The 19,121-nt window shown below is 70.7% G+C and carries 23 protein-coding genes and 1 pseudogene; 2 read left to right on the top strand and 22 right to left on the bottom strand.

What is annotated here, in order from left to right; all coding sequences use genetic code 11:
• Positions 1-131: 131 nt before the first annotated feature.
• Complete coding sequence (locus tag H3309_RS02525; RefSeq protein WP_207791551.1) at positions 132-518, bottom strand: MerR family transcriptional regulator; 387 nt, start codon at positions 516-518, stop codon at positions 132-134.
• A gap of 116 nt (positions 519-634) precedes the next feature.
• On the opposite strand from H3309_RS02525, the pseudogene H3309_RS16925 reads away from it, so the two are divergent.
• Positions 635-1,333 (top strand): annotated as a pseudogene (locus H3309_RS16925) (MauE/DoxX family redox-associated membrane protein); the annotation flags it as partial.
• Positions 1,313-1,687: a CopM family metallochaperone gene (gene copM, locus H3309_RS16920; protein WP_398400227.1), complete on the top strand. Its 375-nt coding sequence runs from the start codon at positions 1,313-1,315 to the stop codon at positions 1,685-1,687. The pseudogene H3309_RS16925 and the gene copM, both read left to right, overlap by 21 nt.
• A gap of 170 nt (positions 1,688-1,857) precedes the next feature.
• Here copM and H3309_RS02515 read toward each other — a convergent pair whose 3' ends face one another.
• From H3309_RS02515 to H3309_RS02415, 21 genes are all read right to left on the bottom strand, one after another.
• Positions 1,858-3,012, bottom strand: a complete 1,155-nt coding sequence (locus H3309_RS02515) for an OmpA family protein (RefSeq protein ID WP_182297204.1) — start codon at positions 3,010-3,012, stop codon at positions 1,858-1,860.
• 135 nt (positions 3,013-3,147) lie between these two features.
• Complete coding sequence (locus H3309_RS02510) at positions 3,148-3,606, bottom strand: DUF2793 domain-containing protein (RefSeq protein ID WP_182297203.1); 459 nt, start codon at positions 3,604-3,606, stop codon at positions 3,148-3,150.
• 13 nt (positions 3,607-3,619) lie between these two features.
• On the bottom strand, positions 3,620-5,725 hold the full coding sequence (locus H3309_RS02505) for a phage tail protein (protein ID WP_182297202.1): 2,106 nt from the start codon (positions 5,723-5,725) through the stop codon (positions 3,620-3,622).
• A 3-nt stretch (positions 5,726-5,728) separates the two neighbouring features.
• On the bottom strand, positions 5,729-6,163 hold the full coding sequence (locus tag H3309_RS02500) for a peptidoglycan endopeptidase (RefSeq protein WP_182297201.1): 435 nt from the start codon (positions 6,161-6,163) through the stop codon (positions 5,729-5,731).
• The gene (locus H3309_RS02495) at positions 6,138-6,935 is read right to left on the bottom strand and encodes a DUF2163 domain-containing protein (protein WP_182297200.1); all 798 of its coding nucleotides are present in this window, start codon (positions 6,933-6,935) and stop codon (positions 6,138-6,140) included. Before H3309_RS02495 ends, H3309_RS02500 begins: the two co-directional genes overlap by 26 nt.
• Positions 6,935-9,274: a DUF2460 domain-containing protein gene (locus tag H3309_RS02490; RefSeq protein WP_182297198.1), complete on the bottom strand. Its 2,340-nt coding sequence runs from the start codon at positions 9,272-9,274 to the stop codon at positions 6,935-6,937. The genes H3309_RS02495 and H3309_RS02490 overlap by 1 nt, the downstream gene beginning before the upstream one ends.
• Position 9,275: 1 nt before the next feature.
• Positions 9,276-9,818 carry a tail tape measure protein gene (locus H3309_RS02485; RefSeq protein ID WP_182297197.1) on the bottom strand — a complete coding sequence of 181 codons (543 nt, stop codon included), beginning with the start codon at positions 9,816-9,818 and terminating at the stop codon, positions 9,276-9,278.
• Entirely contained in the window at positions 9,811-10,011 is a 201-nt protein-coding gene (locus H3309_RS02480; protein ID WP_182297195.1) for a phage tail assembly chaperone, read from the bottom strand. The genes H3309_RS02485 and H3309_RS02480 overlap by 8 nt, the downstream gene beginning before the upstream one ends.
• A 105-nt stretch (positions 10,012-10,116) precedes the next feature.
• Complete coding sequence (locus tag H3309_RS02475; protein ID WP_182297193.1) at positions 10,117-10,431, bottom strand: GTA-gp10 family protein; 315 nt, start codon at positions 10,429-10,431, stop codon at positions 10,117-10,119.
• On the bottom strand, positions 10,428-10,835 hold the full coding sequence (locus tag H3309_RS02470; protein ID WP_182297191.1) for a phage major tail protein, TP901-1 family: 408 nt from the start codon (positions 10,833-10,835) through the stop codon (positions 10,428-10,430). Before H3309_RS02470 ends, H3309_RS02475 begins: the two co-directional genes overlap by 4 nt.
• Positions 10,825-11,229 carry a DUF3168 domain-containing protein gene (locus H3309_RS02465; protein ID WP_243453893.1) on the bottom strand — a complete coding sequence of 135 codons (405 nt, stop codon included), beginning with the start codon at positions 11,227-11,229 and terminating at the stop codon, positions 10,825-10,827. Before H3309_RS02465 ends, H3309_RS02470 begins: the two co-directional genes overlap by 11 nt.
• A 5-nt stretch (positions 11,230-11,234) precedes the next feature.
• Positions 11,235-11,429, bottom strand: coding sequence for a hypothetical protein (locus H3309_RS02460; RefSeq protein ID WP_182297187.1), 195 nt, complete (start codon positions 11,427-11,429; stop codon positions 11,235-11,237).
• A complete protein-coding gene (locus H3309_RS02455; protein ID WP_182297185.1) occupies positions 11,422-11,727 on the bottom strand; it encodes a phage head completion protein in 306 nt (101 codons plus the stop codon). Before H3309_RS02455 ends, H3309_RS02460 begins: the two co-directional genes overlap by 8 nt.
• Positions 11,724-12,251: a head-tail connector protein gene (locus tag H3309_RS02450; protein ID WP_243453892.1), complete on the bottom strand. Its 528-nt coding sequence runs from the start codon at positions 12,249-12,251 to the stop codon at positions 11,724-11,726. The genes H3309_RS02455 and H3309_RS02450 overlap by 4 nt, the downstream gene beginning before the upstream one ends.
• Positions 12,251-12,532 (bottom strand): phage fiber-tail adaptor protein, encoded by a 282-nt coding sequence (locus H3309_RS02445; protein ID WP_182297181.1) that lies wholly within the window; start codon positions 12,530-12,532, stop codon positions 12,251-12,253. Before H3309_RS02445 ends, H3309_RS02450 begins: the two co-directional genes overlap by 1 nt.
• 196 nt (positions 12,533-12,728) lie before the next feature.
• The gene (locus H3309_RS02440) at positions 12,729-13,091 is read right to left on the bottom strand and encodes a hypothetical protein (protein ID WP_182297179.1); all 363 of its coding nucleotides are present in this window, start codon (positions 13,089-13,091) and stop codon (positions 12,729-12,731) included.
• Positions 13,092-13,103: 12 nt separating this feature from the next.
• On the bottom strand, positions 13,104-15,854 hold the full coding sequence (locus H3309_RS02435; RefSeq protein WP_182297178.1) for a hypothetical protein: 2,751 nt from the start codon (positions 15,852-15,854) through the stop codon (positions 13,104-13,106).
• Positions 15,855-16,087: 233 nt separating this feature from the next.
• Positions 16,088-17,221 carry a phage major capsid protein gene (locus H3309_RS02430; protein ID WP_182297176.1) on the bottom strand — a complete coding sequence of 378 codons (1,134 nt, stop codon included), beginning with the start codon at positions 17,219-17,221 and terminating at the stop codon, positions 16,088-16,090.
• Entirely contained in the window at positions 17,218-17,652 is a 435-nt protein-coding gene (locus tag H3309_RS02425; protein WP_182297174.1) for an HK97 family phage prohead protease, read from the bottom strand. The genes H3309_RS02430 and H3309_RS02425 overlap by 4 nt, the downstream gene beginning before the upstream one ends.
• Positions 17,649-18,749, bottom strand: coding sequence for a phage portal protein (locus tag H3309_RS02420; RefSeq protein ID WP_182297172.1), 1,101 nt, complete (start codon positions 18,747-18,749; stop codon positions 17,649-17,651). Before H3309_RS02420 ends, H3309_RS02425 begins: the two co-directional genes overlap by 4 nt.
• Positions 18,749-18,949: a hypothetical protein gene (locus H3309_RS02415; RefSeq protein ID WP_182297170.1), complete on the bottom strand. Its 201-nt coding sequence runs from the start codon at positions 18,947-18,949 to the stop codon at positions 18,749-18,751. The genes H3309_RS02420 and H3309_RS02415 overlap by 1 nt, the downstream gene beginning before the upstream one ends.
• Positions 18,950-19,121 lie beyond the last annotated feature (172 nt).

Here is a 19,121-nt window from a genome sequence, read left to right as displayed (position 1 = left end):
AACACAATCACCCCCTTAACTTCGCCATCGTGACAGCTTTGTTGCGGGAGCTGACTGTCCGCTTTTGCCGTTGATACCACGCATTTCAGTCGCAAGTGGCTGTCATCTCGAGACAGCGACCTCGCAAAGCGTTAGTTTTCGAACGAAGCGAGAATCGGGCAAGGCCCTTTGCTTCCTTTGGCACAAGTCGTCGCCAGCCTTTGAAGAGCATCACGCGCGTGGACGAGGTCGGCAATCCGTTCGTTGAGTGCGGCCACACGTTGCACTGAAAGCTCACGCACCCGATCACGGTCGCGGCCGACTTCAAGGCGGAGCAATTCGCCGATCTCCGAAAGCGTAAATCCTGCAGCTTGCGCACGCTTGATGAAGCGCAGCCGTCGCACGTCCTCGCTTCCATAACGCCTGATGCCGCCATGCCGAGGAGGCTCATTCAGCAAGCCTTTGCGTTGATAGAAGCGCACGGTCTCCACGCCGACATCGCCATGCGCGGCAAGCTGACCGACCGTGAATGAACTCATGGCTTGACTCTGTACCATGGTACGGAAGTTATAAGCGTTCCAACACAATTTCAAGGAGTGACACAGTGTTGGACGCAAGCAACAAAAGCTCGGGAAAGACCGCTGTCATTTATCGCATGGAGATACCCGGCCATACCTGTCCCCACGGCTTGAAGGCGCTGCATTTACTCAAGCGCGCGGGCTATGCGATCGAGGATCACCGCTTGGCGACGCGCGAAGAAACCGATGCGTTCAAGGCCGAGCTTGAGGTGGCGACGACGCCGCAAATCTTCATCGGCGGACAACGGATCGGCGGACATGACGACCTGCGGCGCTTTCTCGGTAAGCCTGTCACCGACCCCAAGGTGACCTCATATCGACCGGTGATCGCGGTGTTCACTATGACGGCACTGCTCGCAATGGCGGCAAGTTACGCGGTCAGCGGTAACGCCTTTACCCTGCGCGCGGCCGAATGGTTCATCGGCTTCTCGATGGTCGTCCTGGCCCTGCTCAAGCTTCAGAATGTCGAGACGTTTGCGACGATGTTCCTCAATTACGACCTGCTCGCCAAACGCTGGGTGCCTTACGGGTATATTTACCCCTTTGCCGAAGGAGCTGCAGGGCTGTTGATGGTTGCAGGCGTGCTAACATGGCTGTCGGTCCCGATCGCCCTCTTCATTGGGACGATTGGCGCGGTCTCGGTGTTCAAGGCGGTCTATGTTGATCGACGCGACATCAAATGCGCCTGTGTCGGCGGCTCGAGCAATGTTCCGCTCGGATTCGTTTCGCTGACTGAAAATCTGATGATGATCGGCATGGCGATCTGGATGGCCATCGGCTCGGTCGGCCTTCTGCCGATGGCCGCTCATGCTGACAGGCATGCCGAGCACGTCGAGACGTCATCGCAGACCGCGACTGAAACCGCATCGACAACCGCCTTTCGTGCCGCCCACGATGCCATGATGAAGGGGATGAATCAGCGCTATACGGGCGATGCCGACATCGACTTCATGCGCGGGATGATCCCACATCATAAAGGTGCAGTGCTGATGGCGAACGTCGCACTGCGCCACGGGCGCGATCCAGAGGTTCGAAAGCTCGCTCAAGACGTCGTCAGAGCTCAGCAATCGGAAATTTCGCAGATGAAGTCGTGGCTGGACCGCAATGACCAGCTCAGGCCCAGGCCGTGAAAGCTGGTCAACGAAAAATCATATGAACGGATGGCCATTAAACGAAAGGATTTTATGGCATCGGTATGACCGAAAAGCCGTCGATTTCGCCCTCTTGAACGAAACGCAACTGCCCAACAAAAAAGCCGCCCGTTTCCGGGCGGCTTCTCTGTTGGGCGATGAAGCCAGCCTTATTGGGCCGGTGCCATCGGCGCGCCAAAGGTGATTTCCACGCGACGGTTTTGCGGTTCACGCACCCCATCGGCGGTATCGACCAGCGGACGGCTTTCACCAAACGCTTCGGTCGTCACTTGGCCACCGGCCACACCCTTGTTGCCCATATAGGCCTTCACGGCGTCAGCGCGGCGTTGCGACAGTCTCTGGTTATAGTCGGGCTTGCCCGACTTGTCGGCGTGGCCCGCCAGGACAACCGAGGTCTGCCCCGTTTGCACATAGGCTTCAGCCGCACGATCCAGGATCGCTGCCGCTTCCGGCGTGATGTCCGACTTATCCCAGTCGAAGAAGACCAGGAACGGTCCCGGAACCGTCTGCACCGGCGCCGGCGGCGGAGGCGGAGGCGGCGGGGGAGGCGGCGGAGGCGGAGGCGGCGGAGGCGGCGGCGGAGGCGCCGGCTCGAACAGGTTGAACGACAGCCCCAGCAGGATGCTGTGGCTACGGAAACGACCATCCAACGGCAACCCGTTGGTCGTCCGCGTGCTCACACTGTTCACGTTGAAGAAGCGGTACTTCAACGACAGGTCCACCTTGTCGCTCAGCGCACGACGGATCCCCGCCAATGCCTGCCAGGCAACGCCGGTATCACTGTCATCGACAAAGGTATTGCCGAACTTCGCGAGCTGATACTGCGACAGCTTCACGCGGGCAACACCCACGCCACCACCAACAAAACCGCTCCATGGCGTTTCGGTACCACCGAAATCAAACATGCCATTCAGCATGAAGGACAGGACGCGCGCATTGCCGTCGGCCGAAGCATTGGGGCCGCTGGGGGGCACGCCGATCACGCCATTCGCCTGGCGAATTGGCGGGATCGTGCCATTCACGGTGATGTTGTCGAGGTTGGCGTCCTTGTGCGCCACTTCGAATTCCGCACGGAACAGGCCGAAATCATAGCCCAGCGTGCCACCGACATCATAACCCGTCATATAGGTCATGCGCAGCGCGTTGGGCGTGGTCACTCCCGCGGCATTCTTCAGATTGAAAGACGTTGCTTCGGAAATCATCGGACCGGCGTCAACGCCGATATACCAGGCACCATCACGCGCACTGGCCGAACCAGCAAGCGCTGTGGTCGCCAGCGCGATTGCTACGGCAATTTTGCGCATATTCATCCCCTTTCAGATACATTAACGGGCGCCTAACGCTTCTAGACGACCGTTCGTTCCCAACGCAAGGGGCATGTATCTGAAAACTGTGTCGTCAAAGCAACATGGCGCAGCCTCCGCGCGCCGGACCGCGGGCTATGCCAGCACGCCCAAAGACCGCAATCCCGCCAGCAGCGCCATCAGACTCGCGCGCGCCTCGGCATCCACCACCGCACCCCCGGCCGGCGCCGCCACCACCACCGCATCGCGCAATTCCGGCACGATCGTCCGCCATCCCTCGTCCGTCCGCTCCCGCCGTTCCCCACCTTTCAGCCGCACCACATGCCCCACCGGCAGATCGACAAAGCGCCAGCCCCCCTGGCTCATCACCGCCAGCTGCTGCGCCCGGCCACCCCACAGTCCGCTTGCCCCCGGCGCCACCAGCCAGCATTGGCCCGGCGTCGCCGCCGGCGGCGGCACCGCAAGGTCCTCGCTCTCCACCTGCCCCGCCACCACCGCCTCCAGCAGCAGCAGTGCCTCATTGTGCGTCACATCCTTCTGCCCCTGCCCCGCCACCAGCAGCGGCAGTCCCAGCAACGCCGTCATCGCCTCCATCGCGCCCTCTCCCTTATAACCGCACGCGCCGCCACGCCGTCCGGAACGCCTCCGGCCCCACGCCCAGCGCTTCCACCATGACCATGGCGCCCACCGCTTCCGCCAACGGCCCGCCAAGCTCCGCGGCCGACATCCCCAGCGCACAGCTGTCGCAACGTCGCTCGACCACCACACCGCCATCCACCGCCAGCATCACGCGCCACGGCCCCGACGTCGCAGCCACGCCCTGCCAATCCGTCGCGCTGCGATCGCGCGCCACCCAGCGCAGCAACAGCCCCCCCTCGGCCGTTCGCTGCACAGACAGATGCGCCGGTGCCAGCGGCGCCAGCGCCAGCCCCTGCAGCGTCAACGGCGGCCCGCTCACCACCGCGCCGACGGAATCCAGAACCTCCACGGTCATCGCGGCGCCCGTCGCATCGCCACCCACCCCGCTGTCCGCCAGATCGTCCAGCGCGAACAACAGCACCTCGCTCCCGGCGGCATGCGCCGTCGCCGGCGTCAGCATCCGCCCGCGCAACAGCCCCTGCAACCGCCACCGGCCCCCGCCCAGCGCCGTTACCCGCCGGTATTGCAGCACTTCGCCACCCACCCACAGCAGATTGTCCCCCTCCAGCACCGCCAGCGCCGCGCGCGCTTCCGGCACCGCCCCCTCTGCCAGTTGCACATCCAGTAGCGCTGCCTCGTCCCACATCGTCTCCGGCCCCGGCGGCAACGCCGCCAGCAAGGAGCCGCGCGCCGCGCCGCCCTGCCGCCAGCCCTGCCCCGTCACCCGGTCGCTCGCCGCATTGCGCACCCGCACATAGCGTGCCGAGCCTTGCGCCGGCCCATCCAAAACCCACAGCGCCGCCGCCCGCCCCGGTACGAAGGGCAGCTCCACACCCCTTGCCCAGCCTGCCACCGGCGGCATCACCACCTGGGGCGCCACCGCCCCGCTGTCATGCACCACCTCCGGCACCCGCGCGCGCGCGTCGTCGCGCACGCAATCCAGTTCCAGGATCATCCCCACCAGCGTCACCTGCACCACCCGCCAGCGCGTCTCCCGGTCGCCCACCCGCAGATGATCGCCCGGCCGGATCCCCAGCCAGCGCCAGCCCAGCGACAATCGCAACCGCTCGCGCGCACCACTCTCCCGCAGCGCCACCCGCATGGCCAGCGCGCGCGCCTCGGCGCCACTCAAACAGGCCCCCGACTCCAGCGTGCGCGCCGGCCCGCGCCCGACACCCGCCACCCGCTGGCTTCCCGCCTGATAGTCGCGCGTCGGATCGGCATGCACCACCAGCACATCGCCCACGGCGCCACCGCCGCGCAGCCGCTGCATCGGCAAACCGGCGTCACCCGCCACCGCATCGACCTCGCCCGCCGGCACCCGCCACAGTCGGGCGCCATCGCACAGCCGCGCGCCATCCACCGCGGCAAGCGGCTGCAACCCTCCCAGCAGCGCCAATGTCGGCACCGCCTCCGCCAGCGCACCATCGGCCACGAACCCCGTCGCCGCCGCGCCAGCGTCCGCCGTCACCGTCACCCCCGCTTCCTCACCCAGCCTTGCCGCCCAGTCCCCCGGCGCGCCATCGGCACCCATCACCTCGAAGGACAGGTTGGGAATCCGGTTGCCCCACGGCCCCAGGTCCAATTCCTCGAACAGCGCATAGGCCAGCCCGCGATAGCCGCCCGTTACCTCGCGCTCCGCCGCGATGCGCGCATCGATGTCCTGGGTCTCGCCACCCCGATACAGCCGCCAGCGCACCGGCACCGCCCACACGCCGGCCGCATCCCGCAGCAACTGCCCGTCCGCCCAGACCCGCCCGATGTCCCGGATTTCGCCGCGCGCGATCACCACCGCGAAAGACTGCCGCACGCCCGGCGTCGGCACCCCCTTGCCGCCCCGCACCGGCGCCGCCGGCCGCTCCGCCATCCACACCAGGTTGCCGGCCACCCGCGCCCGACCGAACACGCGCGGAATCGGCGCGCCATAGAGCGACTGCTGCACCTGCGCCACCGCCGCGCCGCGGCCACCCCCGAACAGCGCCGAATCCAGCCCGCTTCCCAGCGACTGCCCCAGCACCGCCCCCAGCGGCCCCGCCACCGCCTGCCCCGCCGCCGTCAACACCAGCGTCGCCATCGCTCACTCCCCCTCCGGCAGCCGCCACCATCCGCATGCGCCATCCCCCGGCAGCAGCCCGCGTTCCACCACCCGCCGCCGCGTCGCATCCGCCTCGATCACCGTCGCTTCACCCCGCACCACCAGATGCTGGCTCCCCCCAGGGGCCGCCCAGCCGACATCGCCCGCCACCCCTGCCCCGTCACGCATCACCAGCCCCGCTGCCCGCAGGCCCCGCCGCACCATCGCCGCCGACGCATGCCGCCAGTCATAACCATCCCACGCCCCCAGCCCGATTCCCGCCGCCTCCGCCGCCGCCAGCACCACACCGACACAATCATAGTCGCCCGGCCCCCGCCCCTGCGGCCGGAATCGCGCGCCCACGCAAGCCCTCGCCCCCGCCACGATTCCCGCCCAGCGGGCATGTCTGCCATCATCCGCCATAGCGCACCAGCGCATCACTCCCCGGCACATCCGGTTCCCCGCGAAAGTTCACCGCATTGCCAAAACGCCCCGCACAGGTCGCCAGCCGCCGGTCGCACCCCTGCCACAGCATCACCGCCAGCGGCCCCGCCGCCGCCGGCAGCGCCTCCTCCAGCACCAGCCGCCCCGCCTCCGCCGCCACGATCCGCCGCGTCAAACCGCACAGCCCACCCGACAGCACCCGCGCCCGCCCCTCGACAAAGTCCGCCGTGGCCAGCACCGCACGCAACCGCAGCCCATCGCCATCCACGTCCGCCAGCACCCGCACCCGGCGCCCGGTCATGTCCACCCCGCACGCCGCATCCCCCAGCTCGGCCCGGCACGTCGGCGAGTATCGCGGCGGCTCCCGCCGCTCCAGCGCCGCGAAGCCATCGCGCAGCTCCATCCGCACCAGCGCGCCCTCGCGCACATGATCCCCCAGCCGCCCTTCGACCAGCACCACCGAGCCCGCCTCCGGCGCCGCCCAATCGACCACGAACAGCCGCAACATCGCGTCGGCCCAGCGCCCGGCATCCAGGTCCGCGGCAGAAAACACCCCGCCCAGCGCCACCTCCACGCTCATCCCCTGCGCCTCGAACCGCTCGCTCGCCACCACCGCGCTCGGGGTCATCCCCGGCGCCGCCTCATAACGCAGCCCGCCGATCACCAGCGCGGCATCATGGCTGGTCAGCCCCAGCGCTACGCCGTCGCGCCGCAGCAGCCGCCAGCAAAACGCCAGCCGCGTGACCTCGCCCGCCAGCCCCTCCATCAGGGCGCCTCCCGCAACTCGACCAGCGGCACGCTCGGCAATTCCCCCACGCGCCAGCCGGTGATCGAGACATCCAGCCGGTCCTCGGCAAAGCGCACCGGCACATCGAAGCGGAACCCCGCGCTCACCACCGCCCCCGCCGCCGGCGCCGCCGCCAGTTCCACGACGCCGCCATCGCCCAGCAGCCAGTCCGTCACCGGCACCCCGTCCACTGCCACCCGCACCGTCCCCGGCACCGCCCGCGTCACCCGCCGCACCTCGCAGTCCCCGCCCTCGCCATAGCGTTTCACCAGCGCGAAGGCCGAGCGCACGCCGTCCCCCACGCCCAGCCACTGATCCCCCGCCGCCGGCGCGCCATTGTCCGCCGCCGAGCTGCTGTCCAGCGGATCGCGAAAACGGAACCCGTGCGCCGGGCCCCGCCGCGCCCGATAAAAGGCCACCAGCGCCACCAGGTCCGCCTCGGACCTGACCCCCAGCCCGGCATCGAAGCGCAACCGCGCGCTCGCCCAGGCGCTGTTCCGCTGCTCATGGCCAGAGGCCATCAGCGCCACCTGCGTCGAAAACTCCGGGCCGCCCGCCGCATTATACCCCAGCTCCAGCGGAAACCGCACATCATGAAACGCATCCGCCCCGCTTGTCCCCACGCCATCCTCCCCGCTCGCCCATAATGTCAGTCCGTCGCGCGCCACCTGCGGCCAGGCCCACAGGAACACCGCCGCCACCCCCCGCGCGCGCGCCTCCCCCGCCGCCGCCACGATCCGCGGCCACTGCACGAACCGCTCCTCGCCCCGCAGCACGAAGCCCGACAGGTAATGCTGCCCCGCCGCCGGATACCCCAGCGCCCCCGTCACCGCGTCCCTCGCGCGCGCCATCCCCAGCGCGTCACCACCGGTCACGAAATCATAATCCTCCAGCTGCAACACATCCCATGCCGGCGCCGCCCAGGCCGCCGGCATGTTCGCCCGATGCAGCTCCGCCACGCCCAGCACCTGCGGCGCATAGAACAACAGATAGCTCACCGCCCCCAGCGCCCGCACCCGGTCCCGAACCGCGAAGGTCGCCGCCGCCAGCTTCCCCCCCAGCCAGTCGAGCATCGCCGCCGTCCCGGCATCCACCGCCACCCGCACGTCCGTCACCACCGGCATCGGCACCGCCCGCTCCGCGGCCCAGGCGGCCCGCGTCGCCGGGTCGTAGAAACAGGGCGCATGATCCGCCCCCACCCACCACCAGGGTTCGCCCACCTGCACATGCAGCGGCAACCCCGCCGCCAGTGCCATGTCCGCGAACGCCGCCGCCACCTCGCACAGCCAGCCCACCGCCGCCGCATGGCACGGCGACACCAGCGCCGAAGGCGGCTGCCACCCCGTCAGCCCGATGCTCCCGTCCGCCTTACGCTGCACCCAGTCCAGCGGCGCATTCGCCGCGAAAATCTCGAACGACAAGGACCAGATCAGCCCCAGCCCCGCCGCCGCGCACGCCCGCGCCAGCGCCGCGTGCCAGGCCGCCGCCGGCGCCCCCAGCGTCCGCGCCGCGTTCACCCGATAGCCCGAACCATCCCACGCCACGGCATAATAATGGCTCATGCCGACATAGTGGTTGACCAGCCCCCGATACCCCAGCGCGATCCACTGCTCGACCAGCCGCTCCGGCGCCTGGTGGCAGCTGTCGTCATAACCGCTCGCCATCGCCACGCCATGCGCCGGCACGAACGCATCCCCCAGTCGCAACACCGATCCCGGGCCGTCGCACCGCATCCCTGACAGCGTCACCGCCGTCTCCACCGCCGCCGCCAGCGGTGCCTCCACGCCGTCATAATCCGCCGCCACCAGCGAGATCGACAGCCGGTCGATATCCCCCGCCCACAGTGGGTCCGCTTCCGCCGGATGCAGGAACCCGCCGGCCAGCGCATCGAAATCCAGCGTCACCACCGCGTCCCACGGCGTCCCCACGGCGTAATTCCACAACCGCACATACCAGGTGCGAGGCACCCCCGCCGCGTCCCGCCCCTCGACCGTCAGCGTCGGGCCATTGACCGCGTCCAGCGGCTTCACCCCCGCCCCCGCCTGCCAGCGGAACCGCCACACGCAGCCCCGATAGTCCCGTCGCGTTTCATAGCCGAGCAGCGGATGGCTCCAGCGGTCCACGCTCTCCCACACCAGCCCCGCCAGGTCGTTGCGCCGCACGAACGCCAGCGTCACCGTCAGTTCGTCCGCGCCCGGCGCCGCCAGCGTCGCCGTCATCGGTCGCGGGAACGCCACCGTCCACAGCCGCGGCGTGAAGCGCTTCACGCTCTCCCACCGCTGCCGATCCCCCGCCTCCGCCAGCCAGTGCCGCAGCATCTCAAACGCTCCCCATCACCTGGCGCAACTGCCGCGCGATCTGCGCCCCGGTCCGCGCCATGAACGGTGCCCCGGCGTCGCGCGGCACCGCCACATTCACCGTCACATTCACCGGCCCGCGCCCGCCGCCGCCATGCGGCACGATCCGGCCCGAGGATGCCGGCACGAAGGTTTCCGGCCCCGCCTCGCCCACGCGATAGGCCTTCCCCGGCGACACCAGCCCGCCCACAGCGCGCCCCGGCGCCCCCAGCAGGCCGGCAATCGCCGCCGTCAACGCACCCTGCCCGCCACCGCCCACCTCGATCTTCAGCGCCTCGGCCGCGATCTGCCCCAGCGTCCGCAGCGCCGCCCGCCCCAGATCGTCAAAGCCCACCCGGCCATTGCGCGTTGCCCGCAACAAGGCATTCTCCAGCCCGCGCGCCGCCGCGCCCGCGCCCTCGCCGATCCCCTCGCTCAGCTCGCGCCGCATCGCCGCCACCTCGCGCGCGAACCCCGCGCCATCGGCGCGCACCTTCACCACCAGGCTCTCCAGTTCCTCATCCATCGGGCAACATCTCCTGCAACCGCGCCAGTGCCACGCTGTCCAGCGCTCCCTCATCCCCGAACCGCCCGGCCCGGCCCTCCACCGCCAGCCGCAATTCCGCCGGCGTCGCCGCCCAGAAATCCGCCGGCGACCAGCCCAGCACCCCTGTCGCCACCCGCGCCGCCCAAAGCGCACGCCCCGCGAAATCCAGCATCACCCGCTCCCAACCCCAAAGCCTCTCCCACCCGAAGGCAAGGCAACGGCAACCCTCCCCCGCTTGCGGGGGAGGCGACTCGCGCCAGCGAGCGGGAGGGGGCCATCAAGCCCCCGACAAAAGCTGCATGAACAAGACCTTCACCACCGGCATCAGCGCCACCACGCCCGCCGCCAGCGCCCGCTCCGAAAACGCCTCCCGCGTCTCGCTCTCATCCCGCCGCGCCCGGCAATGCCACAGCAGCGCGATCATCTCGCCGATGCGCAAATCCCCCAGCCCTGCCCGCTCAATGAGCGCGAACAGGGACCCCACCTCCGCCTCCGCCGCCACCAGCGCGGCAAAGCTTGGCCGGAACGCCATTTCGCCGCCCTCCAGCGCCAGCGACACCTCACCCCGCAACGGATTGACCTGGCCGCTCATGCCGCCACCACCGCGCCGCTGCTCTCCAGCATCACCGCATAGGTCCGCTCGCCGTTGAAATCGCCGCTGTAATCCAGCCGCGCCACCTGGAAGCTGCCGCGCAGCCGCTCGCCCCCCTCGAAACTCAGCTCGCACGCCAGGATGTCGCCGCTCAGCGCCGCCGCCTTCAGCTGCATCTCCGCCGCCGACCCGGTGAACACCCCCGCCCCGCTCACCGAGACCGAGCGCACCCCGGCTCCGCTCAACAATTCGCGCCAGCCGCCGCTGCCCTTGTTGGTCACCACCACCGTTTCCGCCGCCATGCTCAGCTGCGTCGTCCGCATCCCCGCCACGGTCACAAAGCCCGGCGGCACCGCGCCATCGCCCAGCTTCAGCAGAAACGCCGCGCCCCGCTCAATCGCCATCGCCATTCTCCCACACCGTCACCATCCGCCATTCCAGCAGCCCCTGCGTCCACAGCCCGCCCGTGCGCCGCACCGATCCCCGCTCCAGCCGGTTCAGCAGCAGCCGAAAGCCATCCTGCTCCGGTTCTAGCGCCGCCACCGCGCGCTCCACCGCCGCCAACAACCGCTTCGCGTCCGCCACCCCCTCACCGCGCTCCCACAGCGTCAGCGTCAGCCGGTGCTCCACCCCGCCGCCACCCTTCCAGCCCCAGTCGCGCGCCACATCCGGCCCCACCGTCACATAGGGCACCGCCGCATCGGGCGGCGGCGCGTCATGCACCCCCACCCCCGCCAGCGCGGGATCGGCCTCCAGCGCCGCCACCAGCATCGCCTGCACCGCCAGGCTGGCGGCCATCGCGCTCACCGCAATGCCCCGCGCAGCCACCCCAGCGCCGCGTCCGCATCCGCCTGCCGCGATCCCCACAGCCGTGCCCGCAGCCCCGCGCCCGACAGCCGCAGCCCGCCGTCCGCCCCCTGCACCACCAGGCCCGAGGCCACCGCCCGCGCCGTCACCAGCCGCAGCGCCGCATCCGCCATCGCCATATGTTCAACCATCCATATCCTCCACCAGCATCCGCACCTCGCCCGGCGCGCGCGGATCCTCCTCGCGCCGCAGCAGGCGCAACGCCCGCCCGCGCCAGCGCACCCGCATCGACAGGTTCGGCACGAACTCCGCCCGGCACCGCACCCACCAGCGCCGGCGCTGCACCCGCGTCTCGCCATCCGCCTGCACCACGCCCGCCGTCTCCGGCACCACCTCGGCCCAGCGCGGTTCCCCCGCCGCCCAGCCCGCGCCCAGCCGCTGCTCGATCACCACCCGCTCGCGCAGCGCACCCGACAGCTCGCCGCTCACAGCGCCACCCGCCGCAGCGGCAGCAGCGCCGCCGCCACATCCGCCGGCATCGCCGACCCCTCGCCGCCATCGCGCCGGGCAAAGCCCACCGCCGCCAGCCGGCACACCGCCAGCCGCGCCGTCTCCGGCACCCCGTTCCAGTCCTTCGCCAGGCCCACCCGCGCCCCCACGCGCAACAGCCCGTCGCGCACGTCCAGCCCATGCGTCACCCAGCTCGCGCCCGCCGCATCCACCGCCACGCTCCAGCCATTCACCGCGCCCGGCGCCGCCCCCGTGCGTGGCAGCCAGCTCACCGCCTCCACCCGCACCAGCGGCCACAGCGGAAACCGCAACCTGGGCCCGGTCACCGCCACGTCAACCGAAACACTGCGCTCGATCAGCAATTGCCCCGTCCAGGCCTCCACCGCCTCCGTCGCCGCCCGCGCCAGCGCCGCGATCAGCGCATCCTCGGCGTCATGCGTCACCCGCAGGAAGGCCTTCACCTCCGCCAGCGACACCGCCGGCACCGCGCCCACAGTCTCCATCACCGCGCCTCCACCCGCACCAGCAACAGCCGCGCGTCACGCGCCCCATCGCTCAGCGTCACCTGGTTGCTCACCCGATAGACCCGCCCCGCGATCCCGCCCGACAGGCTCACCGCCGCCACGCCATCCGCCACCGCCGCGGCGCCGCACACGATCCCCCCGGCCTCCACCGGCAGCACCGACCAGTCGCTCGACACAATCGACCGCCCCGCCAGCCACTCGCCACCCCAGGCCACCGAATAATCCAGGCTCCCCACCGGATCCTTCAGGAACAGCTCCATCGGCCATCTCCGTCATCAACACCCGAACCAAGACCAGCGAAGTCTTCCGCTGAGAGGCTGTGCGAGAAATTGTTCAGGCCGTCGGCGAAAATGGTGATTTGCGAGCACCGAAGCGCAGCGACCTTGATGGTCGTGAGCATCGGAGCGCAGCAAATCGCCATTTGCAGCCCCGGCCTGGACGATTTATCGCGCAGCCTCAAACAGGAGCGCCAATTTCCACCGCCCACGCCGCAAAGTTCACCGTCCCCCCCGTCGGCAAGGATTGAACCGGGCACGTCGTCACATAAAGCAGCCGCGTCGCATCCAGCAGCGCCACATGGTCCGCCGAGCCATTGCTCAGTACCGCCAGCCCGTTCTTCGCCGCCACCGTCACCTTCCGCCCCGACACGTCGCCGGCCGCCAGCGTGAAGTCCGCCGGCGCCATCACCGCCTCCGCCAGCTTGCCCGCATTGGCCGCGGCAAAGCTCGCCGGCTGGCCATTCACCGCCACCATCCGCGTCGCCCCCGCCACGATGTTCAACGCGCCGTCCAGCACCACATCCGCCACCCATTTGCCCATCGTCACTCTCCTTCAGATTTCGATCGCCTCCGCGCGCCGCCCGCGCACGTCACCCGTCACCCGCCGCTGCCGCCGCGCCGCCGCCCGCAGCGGCCCGCCCGCCACCGCCGCCACGCCCGCCTCCGCCGACACCAGCCGCATCATCCCCGGCAGCGCCACCAGCACCCCCCGCCATGCCAGCGCGCCCGCATCCCCGCGCCCCGCCTGCGCTGCGGCCTCCCCGGCCAGCACGCCCGCCCACGCCAATCCCGCTTCGCCCGACACCGTCGCCAGCCCGCCAGCCCGCGCCAGCAGCGCCCCGGCCCAGACCAGGCCCGCACCGTCCCCGCGCACCGCCTGCCACCCCGGCAGCGGCGACACCCCGCCCGACCAGCCCAGCAGCGCCGCCCCGGCCCGTCCGCCGCTCCTCGCCGAGCCTGCCGCCAGCACCCCGCGCCAGCCCAGCGCCGGGCCGCCGGCCCGCGTCGCGCTCACCGCCCCCGCCGGCGCCAGCACCACCGCCACATCCGCCTCCAGCGCCCCGGCGGCCCAGCTCGCCGCCCGCTCGCGCCCGCTGGCATCCACCGCCAGCTGGCCCCGCGTCGCCCGCGCCAGCATCGGCGCGCCCGCCGTCGGCCGGTAATCCCCGCCCCCCGTCGTCGCCCCGCCGCTCAGCTTGCAGCGGTCGTTGGCGAACCGCGCCCAACCATTGCCCGGCTGCCCCACCACCGGGTTGCGCGCGCTGCGCAAGCCATCGCTCTCGAACCCGAAATTCGCCGCGCTGCCATGGCGCAGCAGGTGCACATTGCCCTCGAACCCCACGCCATAGAGCAGCTCCCACGCCCCCGTCAGCGCCGGCCGCGCGCCATGGGTGCCGTCGACGAAGTCGTCATGCTTGGTCGCCGCCCAGTCGAACACATTGTTCGCCACCCGCCAGCCAAGATGCGCCAGGTTGGTCACCGTGTCGTTGGGATCATTGTGGAAATTGCACCGCTCGCCGGCAAAGCTGTTGCCCTCCACGATCAGGTCAACCCCGATCTCATAGGCATCCTCCCCCAGGCTCCACAGCGGCTCCCCGCTCCCCAGCGTGCTCACCCGCTCGGCGACATTGTTCACCGCCACCCCGCGCACGCAGCGCCCCGGATCGGCGGCATTGCCACCCCCCCACATCGGCCACAGGATCGCCCGCCCGGTCAGCGCCATCGCCCGGTTGCCCCAGATCACCACATCGGCCTGAGACGCCGCATCGCCATTGCCCACGCTCTGGTTGCCCCAGCCGCCCCAGGCATTCACCACCACCGTCACGCTCGCATCGGCGATCTGGCTGTTCCCCACCAGGCACAGCGCCTCCGCCATCCGCGCATGTTCGCAGTTGCGCACCAGGCCGAAGCGCCCGTTGCTGCCCAGAAAGCTGCTGCCCGTCTGCCACCAGCGCGTCCGCGTCGCGGACAGGTTCCATTCCCCGGCATTGGGCGCCAGGAACGGCGCGACCCCGTTCGTCGCCTGCCCCGCCTTGCCCCGCACCGTCACATTGTCCAGATGCCAGTATCGCTGCGCCGCCGCCGCCAGCGTGTTGGTTCCCACCTCCAGCGTCAGGTTGCGCAGCAGGTGCCGCGTGCTGCGGATCGCCGGCGCCCCCGCCGCCGTCGCCAGCACCACCTGCGCCCGCGCATCGGCAAGCGAGGGATCGCCCTGGATCACCAGCGCACACTCCGCCGTCATCAGCCCGCTGGTCACGCTCTGGCTCCCCAGCCCGGCATGGTTCCCCGCCGCCAGACTGATCACCCCATTGTCCGCCATCCGCGTGATGGCAGAGAGCCCGTTCGCCGCCGCCGCGCTCCGGTTCGCCAGATACAGCGCCTGCACCGCCACGCTGATGCTCGCCGCCTTGCTGCCCGCCTTCGCCGCCGCCGCGCTCGCATAAACCATGCCCGCGCTCGCCGTCGCGCTGCCGCCCGCCGGATCGACGAACACATGCGCCTCCGGATACCGCGTCCCCGCCGGGTCCCAGGCCACGCCCAGCCCCACCACCGCCGCCGTGCCGAACCCGCTCGTCGCCGTCCCCTGCGCGGCACCCGTGGAGCGGCTCGCCCCGATCCACGGAAACACCGTCGCGTGCACCGTCACCACCCCGGCATTCAGCCCCGCGGGGTTGATCACCGCCCCCCAGCAGCGCAGGCCATCGCCAACATCGCCGCTGACGCTCGTCGCCGTCACCCATTGCGTCAGCACCGTCGTGCCGTCCGTCACCTGGAAGCGCACCGCCGCCACCGCGTCGGCCGCTATCGGATAATGGCTCGCCACCAGCAGGTCGACACGGAACGGCCCCGTCTGCCGCTGATAGGCCGGCGTCGCCCAGCGCATCACCGGCAGCGCCGCCGTCCGCGTGCTGCCATTGACCGCGGCCACCACCGCCGCGCCCTCGCCCGTCCGCCACCCCGCCGCAAACGCCACGCTCACGCTCTCGCCGCCATGCACCCGGTTGCTCAGCGCCAACCGCACGGTGCGCTCGCCGCCGCCATGGTTCACCTCGTCCAGTTGCCCCGCGTTGGGAAACGCCCGCCGCAGCGGCTTCACCGCCACCATCGCCACCCGAGCGCGGGCATTGTTCGCCACCGCCTGGCCGGCCACCCGGTCGAACCCCGCCGCTTGCGTCACGCTCACCGCCACCCGCGCCGCCGCATCCGGCTCCAGCACGAAATCCGCGAAGGCAGAGGCTCCCCACACCCCGCGCACGGCCAGCACCCAGCCATTGCCCTCGACTGTCGCCGACACGATCGCCATGGCCGCTCATTCTCCCGAAAAAGCCAAAAGACTGCCGGCGCCCGCCCCCGCCATGGGGTCGGCCCGCTCTCACCCGCCACGGGCCAACCCCGCGGGCGCCGGCTCAGCGAGCGCCCTTCAGCGCCCGCCGGAACTCATCCCAAAACCCGGCTTTGCCGCTCAAACCTCCGGCCGAAGGCCGCAAGCCCAAAGGGCGCCGGCGCCAATGCGCCGCCTTCTCCGGCGCAGCCGGCTTAAACGACGCTAAATTTTATCAGCTTCACCGCCTCGCTGTTCACCAGCGCGCCGCCCACCCGCCGCGTCGCATAGAAATGCACGAACGGCTTGTTGGAATAGGGATCGCGCAGCACCGCCGTCTCCGCCCGGTCGGCGATCACATAGGCGGCGGCGAAATTGCCGAACGCGATGCTCAGGCTGTCCGGCCCCACGTCCGGCATGGCATCGGCCTCCACCACCGGATAGCCCAGCAGCGTCGCCGGCACCCCCTCGCCGATCCCCGGCCGCCACACGAACACGCCGTCGCCGTCCTTGAATTTCCGCAACCGCGCCAGCGTGTTGCTGTTCATCACCCAGCACGCCCCCTGCCGGTAGCCGGGCTTCAGCGCATGCACCGCATCGATCAGCTTGTCGGGTCCGGTGCCGGGCGCGAAATTGCCCGCCAGCCCGCTCGCCACATGCTGCACCGTGCCCCAGGGCCGCGCGGCATCCCCGTCCGCGCTCGTCTGCCCCGTCAGAAACCCCTTCGGCTGGTTGATGCCCGTGCCATTCACAAAGGCGATGCCCTCCGCCCGCGCGAACTCCGCCGCCACTTCGCTCGCCAGCCAGCCCTCGACGTCGAACATCGCGTCATCCAGCATCGCCTGGCTCGCCGCCGGATTGGCGTACAGCTCGCCCACCGGCGGCGTCACCTCCACGAAATCCGGCGTCGCCGTCTCCGGCCGGGCGCCCGTCTGGCTCACCCAGCCGCTGGCGAAGCCGCCCTTCGCCACCAGCTTGCGGTAATTGGCACTGCCCACCCGCACCACCGTGGCGATCTGGCGAAGGGGGGAGGCCGCGCGCAGCGCCACCTCGATCGCGCTGTCGATCTCCACCGGCACCGCCACGCCGCCCTCGGACCCCGCCGAGCCGCTCAGCCGCTTCACTTCGACCAGCGGCTCCAGACCCTTGCGCAGATAGCGCTCGGCAAAACCGCCTTCCGCCTTCGCCGCCTTCACCTCGCTCAGCAGCGGCCGCCCCCGCTCCACCAGCCGCTTGGACAGCGCCGCCACCTCGCCGCGCAGCGTCGCGATCTCCGCGCCATGGTCGGGCCCATCGCCGCCGAACGCCACATCCGCAATCGCATCCGCCTTCACCTCATAGTCGCTCATGCCAGTCTCTCCACCTCTGCCCCGTCAACACCCTCGACCGCGCCGATCCGCGCCGCGTCCTGCATGGGCAGCGTCACGATCGAACATTCGATCAGCTCCAGCTTCAGCAGCTCGCGCCCGCCACCCGGCAGCCCGCGCGCCCGCTTCACGCGATAACCGAAACTCAGGCCCGTCACCGCGCCGCCGCGCACCAGCGCCAGCGCCTCCGCGCCCCCCGCACTGTCCGCCGCCACCGCCGCCACCATCCGCAACCCCCGCGCATCCTCGGAAAGGCTCTCCACCCGCCCCACCGGCCGCGTCACATCATGCTGCCACAGCAGGGGCACGCCGGCCTTCACCTCGGCGAACGCCCCGCGCCGCACCACATCGCCGCCCCGATCCACGCTGTCGAACCGGCTGACATAGCCCGCGATCCGCACCACCGCGCTCATGCCTCCGCCCCCCAGCCCAGCAAGGCGCGCTTCTCGTCCCGGCTCAAAAAGTCCGCCGCCCCGACATGCCGCCACAGGCTCTCCCGGTCGCTCCACAGCGCCGGCACCGCATCCAGGTCCACCGACAACTGCACCCCCGGCCACCACAGCCCCAGATGCCCCGACAGCCGCCGCAAGATCTTCCCCAGCAGCGGCAGCACCGTCAGCCGCCACAGCGCCACATTGGCCTGGGCATAATTGGCATAGGTGGCATCACCGGGCAGCCCCAGCAGCATCGGCGGCACGCCGAACGCCAGCGCCACCTCCCGCGCCGCCGCCTCGCGCGCCCGAGCAAAATCCATCTCCGCCGGCGTCATCGCCATCGCCTGCCAGCGCAGGCCGCCCTCCAGCAGCATCGGCCGCCCGGCATTGGCCGCCCCCTGGAACGCCCGCTCCAGCTCGTCGCGCAGCCGGTCCACCTGCTCCGGCGACAGCCAGCCGTCCTTGCCGTCCAGCAGCAGCGCGCCGCTCGGCCGCGCCGCGTTGTCCAGCAGCGCCGCATTCCACGCCGCCGCGCGATTGAGCAGCGCCACCGCATCGCTCGCCGCCCCCAGGCAGCCCATGCCGAAATGGTCATCCAGCGGATTCACCATCTTCAGGTGCAGCAACCCCGGCGCCGCGGCGTCGCCCTCCGCGGCATAGCGCGCGATGCTGCCCCCCGCCCGATACAGCCAGGTCTTCGGCCAGCCCGCAACATCCGTCTCCAGCGTCATCCGCTCCGGCCGCAGCGCCCACAGCGCCGCCGGCATGCCGGCATGATTCAGCCCCGTTTCCACGAACGCATTGCCGTGCAGCAGCAGCTGCGTCGCCAGCGTCTCCACCAGCTCCCCCGCCACCAGCGCGATGCATGGATGGTCGACCCCGTCCACCATCAGCGGCGCGCTCGCCGCCGCCTCCGCCACCATCCGCACCGCCCGCTGGGCGATGGCATTGCGCCCATAGCCGGCGCGCAGCTGCGCCTCATAGCCCTGCGGCACTTCCCCGCCGCCCCCCGGCAGCGCCCAGCGCCGCAGCGGAGCCGCCGGCGCCGCCGCCTTCCGGAAAAACGGCCAGCGCATCAGGCGTCACCCCCCATGATCTCGCGCGACACCCCGCGCGGCGTCCCAATCAGCGTCCCGCCGACCACCAGGCCAATGCCCTGCGCAATGGTCAGCGCCTGTTCCGGATGTGCTCCCAGGCTGCCGGCAATCACCGCCACCCCCGTCCACGTGCTCGGCTCCACCGCCCGCGCCCGCAACCACGCCCAAATCTTCTTCATCGCCATTCTCCCTCATCAGATACCGTCCGCCACACCCCTCCCGCGCTGCGAAGCAGACAGCGGGGAGTCGCAGACGACGCAAAGCGTCAGCGGCGACTCGCGAAGCGAGCGGGGGTGGGTGCCTCCCCTCCCCCCACGCGAAGCGTAGAGTGGGGAGGGTCAGGGTGGGGGC

The organism is Sandaracinobacteroides saxicola, from assembly GCF_014117445.1.
Lineage (GTDB): Bacteria > Pseudomonadota > Alphaproteobacteria > Sphingomonadales > Sphingomonadaceae > Sandaracinobacteroides_A > Sandaracinobacteroides_A saxicola.
The sequence above is the reverse complement of the archived record's forward strand: the minus strand, read 5'-3'. Positions and strand labels throughout refer to the sequence as shown.